The organism is Sutcliffiella sp. NPDC057660 (assembly GCF_042800035.1).
In the GTDB taxonomy this organism is placed as follows: Bacteria; Bacillota; Bacilli; order Bacillales; family Bacillaceae_I; genus Sutcliffiella_A.
Window position 1 is genome coordinate 127,694 of the sequence record NZ_JBHVHV010000007.1, and the last position, 14,079, is coordinate 141,772.

14 protein-coding genes are annotated in these 14,079 nt (G+C 43.4%); all 14 read right to left on the bottom strand.

Annotation, left to right across the window (positions count from 1 at the left end):
* Positions 1–68 precede the first annotated feature (68 nt).
* The 14 genes from ACFVAD_RS09560 to dapB all read right to left on the bottom strand — a co-directional run bounded on the left by ACFVAD_RS09560 (position 69) and on the right by dapB (position 14,078).
* Positions 69–1,256 carry a pyridoxal phosphate-dependent aminotransferase gene (locus ACFVAD_RS09560; protein WP_386638709.1) on the bottom strand — a complete coding sequence of 396 codons (1,188 nt, stop codon included), beginning with the start codon at positions 1,254–1,256 and terminating at the stop codon, positions 69–71.
* A 23-nt stretch (positions 1,257–1,279) separates the two neighbouring features.
* A complete protein-coding gene (locus tag ACFVAD_RS09565; RefSeq protein WP_386638712.1) occupies positions 1,280–1,753 on the bottom strand; it encodes a cell wall elongation regulator TseB-like domain-containing protein in 474 nt (157 codons plus the stop codon).
* A gap of 12 nt (positions 1,754–1,765) precedes the next feature.
* Positions 1,766–1,936 carry a YpmA family protein gene (locus ACFVAD_RS09570; RefSeq protein ID WP_386638715.1) on the bottom strand — a complete coding sequence of 57 codons (171 nt, stop codon included), beginning with the start codon at positions 1,934–1,936 and terminating at the stop codon, positions 1,766–1,768.
* Positions 1,937–2,359: 423 nt separating this feature from the next.
* The gene (locus tag ACFVAD_RS09575; RefSeq protein WP_386638718.1) at positions 2,360–3,196 is read right to left on the bottom strand and encodes a ComEC/Rec2 family competence protein; all 837 of its coding nucleotides are present in this window, start codon (positions 3,194–3,196) and stop codon (positions 2,360–2,362) included.
* Positions 3,197–3,252: 56 nt separating this feature from the next.
* Positions 3,253–5,871 (bottom strand): exonuclease domain-containing protein, encoded by a 2,619-nt coding sequence (locus tag ACFVAD_RS09580; RefSeq protein ID WP_386638721.1) that lies wholly within the window; start codon positions 5,869–5,871, stop codon positions 3,253–3,255.
* Positions 5,872–6,452: 581 nt separating this feature from the next.
* The gene (gene panD / locus ACFVAD_RS09585; RefSeq protein WP_386638724.1) at positions 6,453–6,839 is read right to left on the bottom strand and encodes an aspartate 1-decarboxylase; all 387 of its coding nucleotides are present in this window, start codon (positions 6,837–6,839) and stop codon (positions 6,453–6,455) included.
* Position 6,840: 1 nt separating this feature from the next.
* A complete protein-coding gene (gene panC / locus ACFVAD_RS09590) occupies positions 6,841–7,704 on the bottom strand; it encodes a pantoate--beta-alanine ligase (protein ID WP_386638727.1) in 864 nt (287 codons plus the stop codon).
* Positions 7,701–8,540: a 3-methyl-2-oxobutanoate hydroxymethyltransferase gene (panB, locus tag ACFVAD_RS09595; RefSeq protein WP_386638734.1), complete on the bottom strand. Its 840-nt coding sequence runs from the start codon at positions 8,538–8,540 to the stop codon at positions 7,701–7,703. Before panB ends, panC begins: the two co-directional genes overlap by 4 nt.
* 269 nt (positions 8,541–8,809) lie before the next feature.
* A complete protein-coding gene (locus ACFVAD_RS09600; RefSeq protein ID WP_386638737.1) occupies positions 8,810–9,796 on the bottom strand; it encodes a biotin--[acetyl-CoA-carboxylase] ligase in 987 nt (328 codons plus the stop codon).
* Positions 9,781–10,974 carry a CCA tRNA nucleotidyltransferase gene (locus ACFVAD_RS09605; protein ID WP_386638739.1) on the bottom strand — a complete coding sequence of 398 codons (1,194 nt, stop codon included), beginning with the start codon at positions 10,972–10,974 and terminating at the stop codon, positions 9,781–9,783. The genes ACFVAD_RS09600 and ACFVAD_RS09605 overlap by 16 nt, the downstream gene beginning before the upstream one ends.
* A 39-nt stretch (positions 10,975–11,013) precedes the next feature.
* Positions 11,014–12,141 carry an N-acetyl-alpha-D-glucosaminyl L-malate synthase BshA gene (bshA, locus tag ACFVAD_RS09610; RefSeq protein ID WP_386638742.1) on the bottom strand — a complete coding sequence of 376 codons (1,128 nt, stop codon included), beginning with the start codon at positions 12,139–12,141 and terminating at the stop codon, positions 11,014–11,016.
* Positions 12,142–12,849, bottom strand: coding sequence for a bacillithiol biosynthesis deacetylase BshB1 (gene bshB1 / locus ACFVAD_RS09615; protein WP_386638745.1), 708 nt, complete (start codon positions 12,847–12,849; stop codon positions 12,142–12,144).
* Complete coding sequence (mgsA, locus tag ACFVAD_RS09620; RefSeq protein ID WP_386638748.1) at positions 12,850–13,260, bottom strand: methylglyoxal synthase; 411 nt, start codon at positions 13,258–13,260, stop codon at positions 12,850–12,852.
* Between the two features lie 14 nt (positions 13,261–13,274).
* Positions 13,275–14,078, bottom strand: a complete 804-nt coding sequence (dapB, locus tag ACFVAD_RS09625; protein ID WP_386638751.1) for a 4-hydroxy-tetrahydrodipicolinate reductase — start codon at positions 14,076–14,078, stop codon at positions 13,275–13,277.
* Between the last annotated feature and the right edge of the window lies 1 nt (position 14,079).

Genomic DNA, 14,079 nt, shown 5'->3' on the forward strand with positions numbered 1-14,079 from the left:
ACCTATATTATACAAGCCATGAATAAAGGAAGCAAACACTTTTAAGTCTGCTTCCCTTTCCCTCATTATCACTTCACTGTTACTTTTTCCATGTAACGTGCAATACGTTCAACAGCCTGCTCCAGTTGGTCTAGGCTTGTAGCGTAGGAAAGGCGTACGTAGTTGTCTGCTCCGAAGCCGGAACCTGGAACCAATGCCACCTTTTCTTCTTCAAGCAAAGCTTTTACCAGACTGTCCACATCCTGAAAACCGGCCATTTTAGCAGCTTCAGATGCATTTGGGAATAGGTAAAATGCCCCTTGAGGCTTTATGCAATAGAAGCCTGGAATCGCATTTAATTTTTCAAATATGATGTTGAGTCGTTCCTCGAAAGCTTTACGCATCACTTCCACATCTTCCTGTGACCCTGCATATGCTGCAATGGTAGCGTATTGGGCAATGGAAGTGGGATTGGAAGTGCTATGGCTTGCAAGGTTTGTCATTGCACTGATGATGGTGGCATTTCCAACAGCATAACCAATTCTCCAGCCAGTCATGGAATGAGACTTGGATACACCATTTATGATGATTGTCGCATCCTTCAGCTCAGGTGATAACTGGGCAATGGAAATATGCTCATTCCCATCGTATAAAAGCTTTTCATATATTTCATCTGATACAATCAGTACATTGTGCGCAAGACACACTTTGCCAAGTTCCTGCAGCTCTTCTTTTGTATAGATCATCCCAGTGGGATTACTTGGTGAATTCAGAATAAGTGCTTTGGTTTTGGATGTTATGACTTCTTTCAGCTGGGAAGCAGTAATTTTAAAATGGTTTTCTTCTTTTCCTTCCACATAGACAGGAACTCCCTCTGCAAGCTTCACTTGTTCCGGATAGCTTACCCAATACGGTGTTGGAATGATCACTTCATCATCTTTGTCCAACAGAACCTGGAATAAGGTATAGAGGGCATGCTTTGCCCCTGTGCAGACAATTACTTCAGAAGGCTTGTAGGAAAGCTTCTGGTCTCTTTCCAATTTGCTGATTATTTCCTTTTTCAACGCAGGCAATCCACCTGATGGCGTATATTTGGTAAGCCCTTGATCCATCGCTTTTTTTGCAGCATCTAAAATATGTTCAGGCGTATTAAAATCCGGCTCCCCTGCTCCAAGACCAATAACGTCATGACCTGCGTCTTTTAATTCTTTTGCTTTTGCTGTAATTTCCAATGTAGTAGATGGTGTTAAGGTTGATACTCGTTTGGCTAATTTCATGGTTCTTATTCCTCCCGCTACGATTAAAACGTTATACGTTGATAATACTCTCCATCTTCAAACTTAATGTAGTACAGATTATATCGGTCATTCTGATCTTTGAATTTGATTTCCCATAGTGGAATATCGTTCTCCATTGCTAGAGACACCGATAAGATCTCTGAAGGTTTTCGGTCGGTATCGACATATTTCATTACATCTTTTTTTGCTACTCCATCGCTCGCGTTTGCTGTCAGGGCAATCTTTTTCTTTTCATCCACCCAGATGATTATTTCTTTATTTTTATCATCCGTTCCCTGGACGATGGTGTAAGGAGTCGTACCATTATATGTATAAACCTCATTTATGGTCTGTAGGTTCTTCTCTTCTTTTGCTATTTCTATAGCTTCATTTTCATCCTCGCGGATAGGCGACATGGCTGTATGGTAAATGGAAATAAGCTGCCATACGAGCAGAATGAAAATGAGTGTGCTTATAATGATTATCCATTTTTTCATTTTATCACTTCTTTATGTACGATATATGGTGAAGACTGCTTTATCTTTGTTTTCTTCATCTAAAGCCAAACCAAACATAAGGTTTTCCCTTTTTAGATTTCGATTGAGTGTGTCGACAATTTTATAAAGATCGGAAGAGTATTCCACTTTCACGGTGGAAATCACTTCAATTTTACTTTCCATCCCAAAATCCTCCTGCTTTCAAGCAATTATTGTTACTCATATTGCCCCCGTATATCGGTAAGAATATAAGTACTGAATCACCTATAGTGTTCAAACACATTATAACAGTAAATATTCAGTTTAGTACAATTAAGTACTTTTCAGTATAATAAATTTTCTCCTATCCTACACCGATATTTGAAAGGGTGAATCAAGTGGCAGCTTTTGATTCACCCTATTTTTGTTTAAGATGTTACGGATCTGTTAAAAACCGCTGTTGATTTCCGCACTAGACTGCGCTTTCCGCGGGGCGTTAGTGAAGCCTCCTCGGCTTCGCCTGTGGGGTCTTCACTGAACGCCAATTCCCGCAGGAGTCTTCGCCTATTGCTCCAATCAACAGCTAAGCGAAGTTTTACATAGGTGTAACTTTTTCCCGCAGTTTAATTATGACATTTGCAAAAAAGTGTCAAGTGTTAGTGTGAAGACGTGGTAGTCGCCTTCTTTTATTTTTATGGTGACATTTCCTTTTTGGCTTGTGAGATATAGGTCAAGCCATGTTTCCTGGAGTCTTTCGAGGACCTGTGACTTTCCTTGTGTTGATTCTTTGTGAAACACGACCGCTGTCTGCGGATCACAGGCATTCAGGAATTTTTTTGATGTTCCAGTATCATTTCCGAAGTCCCCAACCTTGATTATGTTGACGACACTTAGGTTATGCTGCTGAAGCAATCTGTTCTCGACTTCTTTATCTGCACTGGTCATGTATAGCAGATATGTTTTATTAAATTCAAACAATAAATCCATCCCAAGATGCTTTTCATTGGAATAGTCTTCATTCAACACCTGTACATTCAGGTCCTCCACAGGTTCACTTTTTGTTCCATTTTCCCACCAATCAGTCTCAATACCTAATCTGGCATCGGACATGCGCCTTGGGAGAATCACTTTATCAATTGCGACATTATCCAAAAGATACTTCAAGTTCCCTGTATATTCAGCGTCTGGGCTGGTAATGATCAGTACTGATATTTCGTCGACTCCGTATATATTCAAATAATGCTGCAATTCATCCTCGGATTCAGGGGCTCCTGTATTGATCAGGATATTTTCTCCTTCCGAGTTCTGGATGATGGTACTTTCGCCATTTGGCAGATCCAAAAAGGTAAAGGCTATTTCCTCATCATCCAATTTTAGATCAATGTTCTCTACGTCTGTCGGGTACTCAGGCTGCAGGATTCCGAAGTTTATCAGAAGAAGGCCCAGCAAGAAGATATTCCACATCCATCTCATCCATTCTAACCATAGTTGTGTACTGTATTAAAATGACTTCATTAGCTTTAATCTATACTATGGAGAAGGCTGAAAAAAGTATCTTTTTTCACAATCCCATTTGGAATCGCATCGATGAATTGAACACCATACCTTTTCTCTGCCACTCTTCTATCGAAAATAAAGATGTCCTTGCTTCCGTTACCTTCCAGAAAATTGGCGACCATTTTTTTGAACCGAAGGACTGCGATTGGCAAAGATACATCCATAAAGGAGTTTCTTCCCTGCTTTTCAACCTGGTTGATTTTCGTTGCAAGAAGCGGTTCATCAAGAGCTTTGAATGGCAATCGAATGATAACTAATGTATCGATCTTCTCTTTTTTGATCGAGACTTCTTCGAGAAAGCTGTTGGTTACCAGAAGAATCGCGTTTTCGAAGTTGGCGGAAGCCTTCAGGATTTTCTGCTTGCCCCCACTTATTCCACTTTGGCTTACAACGACTGTTTCACTTGATTGTGGAGAATTTTTCAACTCATTGTAGACCGCTGACAGCATGTCACTCGAAGAGAAGGAAACAAGGACCCTTCCTCCTTTTTGTGCCAACAGCTCCTGGATCTGCAGAGCGGCAATCGAGACGAATGTCTCATTTTTACCCTTTTCAATGTACGGCATATCAGTTGGAATAAACACTCCTGGGAGAGCCTTGGATTCCTGCGGCTTAAACACCTTCATAACCGGATAAAAATCGGTGAGACCAAGCTCCTCCATTGTAAATTCGAAGCTGTCGTTTATACTGAGCGCTGGGGAAACGAATATCACACTGCTTTTTATCTGATAGAATTTTTCGGCAAGCCTGGTACTGATATCCAGAGGCTGCTCAAAAATGGTCACAGAATTCTTAGCCCCCCGGACATTCACCTCAAACCAAGTTAACCTGTCATTCTTCGGGACAAACAGGAGCGAATAGAAAGTTTCCCGCATTTCCGTAAGAACCATTTGCTCTTGAAGGAGGTATTCGGATTGTATGTCCTCCGATACAGATCCCAATCTGCTTGCCTGTTTCTCTAGGGTTAGGATGACATCTGTCAACGACATGTAAAGCCTTTGTGCTGCTTCCTGCACTCCTGCCCAGGCTCTGCCGCTCTCTTTTTGAACAGCGTAACGATAGGTTACTTTGGATGACGACCTTTTGGTTCGAGCAAGGCAATAATCCCTAAGAATCCGAAACATATCATCCAGCTCCTCTTTTGCTTGCAGTACGGCACGTCCATCGGGGAGCTTGGATAAGGCAAAATAAATATCCAAATAGCTTATTTCTATTCCAAGGAATTTACTGACGTTCTGATGAAACACATTGGCATTTTCGATAATGTAATATTGCATTCCCTTTAATACATCCTCTCTCCAAATTTCTTTGGCCAAAAAGGAATGATTGGTAAGCAGAAGACTCGCATGACTTATTTTTTCCCTTGCTGCCTGGTAAAAGCAATGTGCTGCTTCTGCTACTCCCATCTCGGAGGGTAATGAGCAATTGATGGATTCCCATAAAAGCCGGCCGCCAGATGACAAGGATAACTCCTCCATATCACCAGACCCGGTTTCCGTCAGCCATACTAGAATCTGCGCTTTAGTCAAAACCGCATCATAATTGTCTTCCTCTTCTCCAAGCGCGTGTAAAAACCGAGGCAGACTCAAATAGTAATATTTGCCTTTAATGGATGTGGTAAGCAAATTGAAATCTCTCTCATCCATCTGTAACCTACTGAAAAGCTCCCGGATGGTGCTAAAAGTACCGGAACGCTGACTGCTGATGACAACCTGTTTATCATTCTCGACGGAAAATAGAAACGCTCCCAGCAGATAGGAATCCTCGTCCTCAAAAGAGGGTGGAATTTCCAAAAGCCCATGCTGCCTGGATTCAAACAGCCCTCTTATTTCATCTACCGCAGTTGAATGCCCTATATTCTTTTTTATCGATGAAAGTAGTAACTCCTTGCGTTTCACCCTCTCATCAACTTGATGTTCAGCAGGAGCCTTTAGGACAAGCCTATCCTCATATAGATAGTAATCATCGGAAAGTGATGCGCCTGTATCAGCGGATTGGAACAGGATGTAAATGTCACTTTTCATATTATGTAATAGGGTATGTAATTGTCGGCTCGTTTGAGCAGGAAGACTCTTTATCTTCTCCAATAGATTAATGAGAATGATTGCAGTCACTTCCGCATCACTGTCTGCGCGATGAGGATTATCGTGATCAAGCTGATAGAAGTCTGCTAGGTCAGTCAGTTTATAGCTTGAACGGGTAGGGAGAAGAATGCGTGCAAGCTCCACTGTATCCACTGTATTCCCTGAAAAAGCAGGATAGCCGCTCTCTTGCAGTTCATGCTGAAGAAAGGACAGGTCAAACGGGACATTATGTGCCACCAATGTTGAACCTTCCAGCATTTCCACTAGCATAGGTGCTATTTGGGCAAAGGTCGGTGCCTTTTTTACCATCTCATTATTTATACTTGTCAGTTGTTCGATAAAAGGAGGAATTTTGCAGCTTGGATTGACAAAGCTCGCAAACCTTTCCGTTATTTCGCCATCTTCCACTAAAACAGCGCCCACTTGTATAATTTTATCTTGTTTTTTCGGAGAGTTCCCTGTTGTTTCCAAATCCAGGACTACATAACGCTGTTTCATTTCTTTACACCTCATAACTTCTCAAATCATCTATAAACAAAGTATCATAGTCACTGAACGAAAAAAATAGTTAAATTTATTTTCTCCAGTCTTTTAAAAGAAAAACCCCCATTTAAGGGGGAAAGCTGTTTTCACAATGGATGATATTTTGGTTAAAGATATTTCCCGTGGATTTCCGCTACAGGCACTCAGCGCCGCGCGGGAGCCTCCTCTGCTTTCGCCTGTGGGGTCTCCCATACCCTCTATCTTCCCGCAGGAGTCAAGTGCCTTTTGCTACAATCCACTCACGTTTCTAATCACTTTCTTCTTTAGGAGTTTACAATATAAAAAAGATTCCATTATTATTTAAAAGTCATATTTTTACTATACCGGTTTCATAAGAGCTCAATATAATTTTACTCTCCCCCTGTTGGTAGGAGCGCAAGGGGTTTCCTGCGGAAGCAGCGTGTCAAGGGAGACCCCACAGGCGCTTTAGCGCCGAGGAGGCTCCCGAGGCCTTCCTGGATAAGCGAACCCCTGGTGCGGAAACCGACAGGGGTGTTTGAAGGGCATACAATATTTTTCAGATAAACTCTATAAAATTATATCATGACTGTGGCTGCTGGTTCTGTTCCGAGCATTTCCACGATTTCATTGTTTTCATTCATCACTGCTACCTTAGGCTGGTGGTCTTTTACTTTTTCATCTGCAATCATCGCATAAGAAATGACAATAATGACGTCCCCTTTTTGAACTAAACGGGCCGCTGCACCATTTAAGCAGAATTCTTTTCCGCCTCTTTCCCCTGGTATGATGTACGTTTCAAAACGTGCGCCATTGTTATTGTTCACGATTTGGACCTTTTCGTTTGCGACAAGTCCAACAGCATCCAGAATATCCTCATCGATTGTGATACTGCCGACATAGTTAAGATTCGCATCAGTCACACGGGCACGATGTATCTTGGCATTCATTAAAGTACGAAACATGTTAAATTTCCCCCTTCTTGTATGAAAAAACGATGTTGTCTATCAGTCTCGCCTTGCTGAACTTCGCAGCAACGGCAAGTATAAGGCTTTCTCCATCTCTCGGTTCCTTTACTTCTTTCAGATCGGGATACGAATATATTTCCACATAGTCAATCTCGGAACAAGTATGCTCTTTGATTTTGTTTTCCACAAATTCCTTCGTCCCCGGGATGGAAGCCCCTTGTTCCAGCCTGCTTTTTCCCAATTGCAAAGCCTGATGGATGGCTGGGGCTTCTTCGCGTTCCTTGGGAGTGAGATAGACGTTTCTTGAGCTCTTTGCCAGGCCGTCCTCTTCCCTGATTGTATTTACGCGCACAAGCTCGACAGTCAAATGATAATCGGAGATCAATCCTTCGATCACCGCCACCTGCTGGGCATCCTTCATTCCGAAATAAGCTTGAGTCGGCATGACAATTTGGAACAGCTTCATCACAACGGTTGCTACGCCATCAAAATGACCGGGACGTTTTTTTCCACATAGGACATCCACTCTCTTTTGCACAGTGATGAGAGTGGTCCGGTCTTCTTTATACATTTCTTCAATGGTTGGGTAGAAAAGATAGTCCACACCAAGCTCCCTAGCGATTTTTTCATCTCTCGCTATGTCCCTTGGATACGCGTCAAAATCCTCATTTGGACCAAATTGGAGAGGATTGACAAAAATACTGAGCACGACAATATCATTTTCTTTTCTAGCCTGTTCAATCAATGTAGCATGGCCTTCATGCAAAAAGCCCATGGTCGGGACAAACCCGACTGTTTTTTTAGCCAGGCGTGCAGCAAGGCTCTCCTTTTGCATGTCGGAAATAAGATTAATGATTTTCACTGATTTTTGCCTCCGTATAATCTTTGCAGGGTTTCTTCCTTCATGGTAAAGCTGTGTTCTGGTTTAGGGAATGCTTTGTTTTTCACTTCCCTTACATAGCCTGAGAGTCCATCCTTCATGACAGTTTGTACGTCAGCATAGGATTTAACAAATTTCGGAACCCGATCTACTCCATATGTGAGTACATCATGAAAAACAAGCACCTGACCATCTGTCGCTTCTCCTGCACCGATTCCGATTGTCGGGATAGTGAGTTTGGAGGAAATTTCCCTTGCCAGCTGTTCTGGTACACACTCCAGTACAAGTGCCATCGCACCGGCTTTTTCTACCAGGATGGCATCCTCAAGCATTTTTTTGGCACTTTCCACGTCTTTGCCCTGCACTTTATAGCCGCCAAGTACTCCGACGGACTGAGGAGTCAGGCCGAGATGTGCGACAACCGGAATTCCGGCTTTCGTAATATAACGGATCATATCGACTACTTCATCTGCCCCTTCAAGCTTCAAAGCATGTGCACCAGATTCCTGGATCATTTTTTTAGCATTATATAGCGTATCTTCAATGGACAGATGATAGCTCATAAATGGCATATCTGTCACGATAAAAGTAGAGCCAGCTCCTCGTTTGACCGCCTTGGTATGATGGATCATATCTTCCACCGTCACCGGTACCGTCGAGTCGTAGCCCAGTACGACCATCCCGAGGGAATCCCCGACAAGGATCACATCCACACCAGACTCCTCTGCAAGTTTTGCAGACGGATAATCATAGGCGGTCAACATCGCGATCTTCTCTCCATTTTGTTTCATTTTTATGAAATCTGTAGCTGTTTTCATGTTCGTTCCTCCTCTTTTTGAGGACAAGAAATGAACAACCGAAACAAAAAAATCCCTCTTTCCACAGAAAGAAGGATGGTTAATTCACACAGGTGTGCTGCATGGTTAATTTTAATCGGTTCAGTTCAATCCCTCTGTCCTAGTCCTTTGGATCAAGGCAGATATTTGGTTGTAGTTGCTTTCTTTGCATTTAATCTTTTGGTGCAGTTCCTTTTGGGATACTGCCCACGCTACCATTATAAAAGATGTTTGGAAAAGATGCTATTCTTTTAATCTTTTCCAATTTCAATATCGGCTGAATGTATATAAGAAATGTGACCATTTTCATCCTCAAGCATCAATACTCCATCTTCTGTAATTCCTTTTGCCGTTCCTTCGAGCGTACCAGTGATCGTTCTTGCGATGATTTTCTTACCGATGCTGATGGCATAGGATTCCCATAGCAGTTTGATCGGATAAAAGCCATGCTCCAGGTAGCGATGATACAAATTCTCGAATTTTAACAGTATCATCTGAATCAGTTCCGCACGGTTAATTGGCTTTCCAAGCTCGATTGCAAGGGAAGTGGCAATGGAATGGAGTTCTTCAGGGAAATGCTCGAGCTCCTGATTCACATTGATACCCATCCCGATAATGACAGAGTTGATCTTATCGGCCTCTGCCTGCATCTCGGTCAGGATTCCGACTGTCTTCTTTTTATTGATCAGTATATCGTTTGGCCACTTAATGTCCGTGCGCAATGAAGTTAACTCTTCAATTGCCTGTGCAATGGCCACCGCTGTAAGCAGGGTAAGCTGCGGGGCTTTCGCCGGTGGCAGATTTGGCCTTAAGATGAGACTCATCCAGACTCCAGTGTACATCGGTGAATGCCAAGCACGGTTGAGCCTGCCTCTGCCTGCCGTCTGCTCCTCCGCTACAACCAGCGTTCCTTCCACCGCACCATCATAGGCCAGTTGATGAGCTATCTTTTGGGTGGACGTGACGGATTCCTGAAAATGAATTTCTCTACCCAACGTATCAGTCCTTAAGCCGAGGGATATTTCATTGGAGCTGATCCGATTGGGGATTTTCGTGATTCGGTAGCCTTTTCTTCTGATTGCCTCAAGCTCGTAGCCGGCCTGTCGCAACTCCTCAATATGCTTCCATACAGCGGTTCTTGAACAGCCGAGCTCCTCGCTGATTTTTTGACCGGATAAAAAACCGCCTTCCACTTCTGTGAACATTTTTAATAGTTTGGATCTTATTTCTGTTGCCAAGACCTTACCCACTCCTTTATTGCACCTGCTTCGTTCTGGACCCTGCCTTCCAATATCTCTTTTTCAAGATCATCTAAAAGTTCGGAAATCCATTTTCCACGCTTTTGTTCGCGCCACGCCACCAGGTCATTTCCATTGGCGGCAATATCTTTTATTCCCTTGATAGGCAATGCTTCACTTATTTGTTGAATCGTATCATATGATTCAGGCTTGTCCTTCCCTTGGAGCACCAATATTTCATGGGACGCAAGACAGGCTTCACTGCCGGAATAATAGATGAGCTCCCTGTTCCACCCATTTTCAATAAATCGGTGAATGGTCAAGATATTCAGTAATACTGCTTTACTAACCTTTTTAGGGAGCTTCCAGGCATCCAGGAAGGATTCCAGCTCGGTAATTTCCAACAAATAAGCAAATGCTGTCCATAGTTCTATCCGGCCTGACAATGCATGAAAAGGGAAGGAAGCCAGTCGTCCAAGATCCTCCCTTTTCTCCTCCAGCAATGGTAAATAGCGGAATAAACCTGAATCAATCAATAAGTGTATGGCCATGTTTATGCCTTTCCCAAGGAGCAGCTTTTCCATTTCGACTGTTTTTCTTTCTACAGAGACATTTTCCATCAGGCTTGCATCCTTCTTGATTGCAAGGAATGTTTCCTTATCAATGGAAAATCCGAGCTGGGAACAGAATCGGAGTGCACGAAACATTCTGAGGGCATCCTCGTGGAATCGTTCCGACGCTTCCCCCACTGTCCGAATCAATTTTCTGTCGATATCCACTTTCCCTTGAAATGGATCAAGGATTTCCCCTGTTCTGGTCATAGCAATCGCGTTCATCGTGAAATCGCGGCGTTTAAGATCTTCTGATAGGCTTTTAACAAATATAACTTCGTCCGGCCTTCGGTTGTCTGTATAGGTTCCATCTGTCCGAAAGGTGGTCACTTCAAAGGAATCGTGCTCTGTGACAACGATGATGGTACCGTGTTCAGCTCCGACGTCGACGGTCTTAGGAAAAAGCGCCTGTATCTGATCAGGAGTAGCGCTTGTTGCAATATCAATATCTCCCAAAGCCTGATCCATCAGATGATCTCTGACAGAACCCCCAACAAAATAAGCTTCATGCCCAGATCCCTCAAGAACGTTTATAATGGCGATTGCATGTTGAAAAGAGGTGTTCATCGTTATCCCATCCCTTTGCTCCTTCTCTAACGGAAGGAGCTATTCCTTGATCAGTTTCAAATATAGATCTTCATATTGTTCCACAATGTATCTCGAGCTGAAACGGTCCTTGACCCGTTGGATGGAATTCTCGGAAAACCGTTTATGTAAATCCGGATCGATAAGAATGGAAATCGCCTGTTCGGCTATGTTTTCCACCTCACCCACTTCACTCAAAAAACCGGTAACACCATGTTCGATCACTTCCGGGATGCCTCCGATATTGGTTCCGACAGAAGGAACACCGCATGCCATTGCTTCTAACAATACAAGTCCAAAGCTTTCTTTTTCAGATAAGAGCAGTTTCAGATCTGAAATGGAAAGCAGGTCCTCCACATTCTCCTGTTTCCCTAAAAATAGTACCTTATCCGTGATACCTAGTTCACTGACAAGTTTGCAAACAACGGAAATCTCTGGTCCGTCCCCCACGAGCAGCAGCTTCGAGGCAACTTTCTTTTGAATGCGATAAAAGGATTGAATTACATCCTCCACCCGTTTTACCTTGCGGAAGTTGGATACATGAATGACCACTTTTTCCTCGGGGAGGATACCGTACTGTTCTTTTAAATCGGATTTATCCTTTTTGTAATAGACACGTTCATCGATAAAATTATAGACAGTCTGTATGGCTTTTTGTGGCTGCAAAAGTTCATAGGTTTGCTGTACTAGCGATTCTGATACTGCTGTGACGACATCCGAACCTTCAATTCCGAATCTGATCATGTCATTCAATGAAGGATCGTAGCCAAGTACTGTGATATCAGTTCCATGGAGTGTCGTTACTATTTTCAGCTCATCTCCAGTCATCTTTTTGGCCAGATAAGCACAGACCGCATGCGGGATTGCATAATGCACATGCAACAGGTCCAGTTTTTCCCGCTTCGCCACCTCTGCCATTTTACTAGCCAAAGCCAAATCATAAGGTGGGTACTGAAACACGGAGTACTGGTTGACCTGCACCTCGTGATAATAAATGTTGCTATAGACCTTATTCAGCCTGAATGGCATGCTTGAGGAGATAAAATGAATTTCATGGCCCTTTTCTGCGAGAAGCTTTCCTAGTTCTGTTGCAATGACACCCGATCCTCCAACCGTAGGATAACAGGTGATTCCTATTTTGAGTTTCACTTATATCCCACCTATTAGATCGTTGTTTACGATTAAAGGACCTTTTGCAAAAAATCCTTCCGCATACACGGATCCTATTTGTTTACCGTACACTTTTTCCCTGCTGATGACGCTATCCACATATCCGTTAGTCAATGGTGTGACTACCCCGTTATTCCCGACCTCAAATTGGCTTTCAAACGCAAGCAGGGCATTTGTTTTCTTTTCAACATGATTAGTGATATCTATGTAAAACTGGGCTTGATGCATGCTGTTTATCATATAAAAAAATATGTTTTGTACTTTATGCGGTTCTAAATCATCTTCTACAATGTACTTTCTGATTCCAGAGGAAAAAGCAGCCTCCTCCACGATCTTTGCACAATTGCCGTGATCAGGGTGACGGTCCTTCCAATAAGGTGCAAAAATAACCTTTGGCTTGTATGTACGAATTACGGTCACCACTTCTTTGATGTGAGCTTCTGTCAATGCGAGTCCGCGATCAGGGAGATCAAGCTGTATTCTTGCATCAAGTCCAAGAATTTCACCGGCCCTTTTTGCCTCCGCTTGACGGATTTCAACGGTTCCATTGGAGGATAGCTCAGCCATCGTCAAATCGCAAATGCCGATTCTCATTCCTTTTTCCTTATATTTTGCCAACGTGCCTGCCATCCCGATTTCCACATCATCAGGATGTGCACCGAAAGCCAGAATATCTAATGACGCCATTTACTCTTCCTCTTTTTTCTTCACAAGATTTCGCCAGCCAAGCTCTCCACGTTCTAATCCATGAATCAGTATTTCTGCAGTACCCATATTTGTCGCAAGCGGAATGGAATAAACATCCACCAGTCGCAACAGTGCGGTTACATCCGGCTCATGCGGCTGGGCAGTCAGTGGATCCCTGAAAAAGATTACCATGTCCATCCTGTTCTGGGCAATCATCGCCCCAATCTCCTGGTCTCCACCAAGGGGGCCAGATTGAAATCGGTGAATATTCATTCCTGTCGCTTCCGCAATACGAAGACCTGTGGTACCTGTAGCATACAACTCATGTTTTTTTAGAATCGGCTCATACGCTGTAGCAAACTGTATCATATCAGGCTTTTTCTTATCATGTGCAATCAATGCAATTTTCATGGTTATCCCCACCCTTACTCGATGATATTTTCAAGTCCGTACACTAATACATCTAGACTCATTATCGTCTCGACCGCAAGCTTGACCCCTGACATGAAGGAAGCACGATTATACGAATCATGCTTGATGGTCAAGGACTGCCCTTCACCGCCAAAGATGACCTCCTGATGGGCTACAAGGCCTGGCAGACGTACGCTATGGATGCGAATTCCATCCTTTGTTTCCGCCCCTCTTGCCCCTGTTAACTGCTCTTCCTCATCCGGATGACCCTGATTTTTAGGCTCACGTGTCTTGGAAATCAATTCAGCTGTCTTGATCGCAGTACCTGAAGGAGCATCAAGCTTTCTGTCGTGGTGAAGTTCTATGATCTCCACATCCTGCAGATGCTTGGCTGCCATCTGTGCAAATTTCATCATAAGAATGGCGCCGACAGCAAAGTTGGGGGCGATAATGACACCAGTCTTCCTCTCTTCTGCAAGGCTTGTCAGTTCCTTCAACTCCTCCTCATTAAATCCGGTCGTCCCGACTACCGGACGGATTCCATGCTCAAGTGCAAGCTTTGTATGCAACTTACCAATCTCCGGAGTTGTCAGGTCGATTAGTACGTCCGCCTCGACTTTACTGAAACACTCGCCCGCATCAGTGAAAATTTCCGCATCCATTGCCGGGAACCCCTCTACCTCGGACAGCATTTTCCCCCCATTCACCCGATCAAGGCAGGCTACCAGTTCAAAAAGTTCGGTTCTATGTATTAAATCTACTGCTTCACGGCCCATTCTTCCACGTGGACCTGCCAGTATTATCTTGATAGTTTGCATG

Coding starts and splice junctions, on each gene's coding strand:
- bshB1 (WP_386638745.1), bottom strand. CDS start 12,849: ATGGCGTCATTAGATATTCTGGCTTTCGGTGCACATCCTGATGATGTG.
- ACFVAD_RS09565 (WP_386638712.1), bottom strand. CDS start 1,753: ATGAAAAAATGGATAATCATTATAAGCACACTCATTTTCATTCTGCTC.
- ACFVAD_RS09575 (WP_386638718.1), bottom strand. CDS start 3,196: ATGTGGAATATCTTCTTGCTGGGCCTTCTTCTGATAAACTTCGGAATC.
- panB (WP_386638734.1), bottom strand. CDS start 8,540: ATGAAAACAGCTACAGATTTCATAAAAATGAAACAAAATGGAGAGAAG.
- ACFVAD_RS09580 (WP_386638721.1), bottom strand. CDS start 5,871: ATGAAACAGCGTTATGTAGTCCTGGATTTGGAAACAACAGGGAACTCT.
- panD (WP_386638724.1), bottom strand. CDS start 6,839: ATGTTTCGTACTTTAATGAATGCCAAGATACATCGTGCCCGTGTGACT.
- dapB (WP_386638751.1), bottom strand. CDS start 14,078: ATGCAAACTATCAAGATAATACTGGCAGGTCCACGTGGAAGAATGGGC.
- mgsA (WP_386638748.1), bottom strand. CDS start 13,260: ATGAAAATTGCATTGATTGCACATGATAAGAAAAAGCCTGATATGATA.
- ACFVAD_RS09605 (WP_386638739.1), bottom strand. CDS start 10,974: ATGAACACCTCTTTTCAACATGCAATCGCCATTATAAACGTTCTTGAG.
- ACFVAD_RS09560 (WP_386638709.1), bottom strand. CDS start 1,256: ATGAAATTAGCCAAACGAGTATCAACCTTAACACCATCTACTACATTG.
- ACFVAD_RS09570 (WP_386638715.1), bottom strand. CDS start 1,936: ATGGAAAGTAAAATTGAAGTGATTTCCACCGTGAAAGTGGAATACTCT.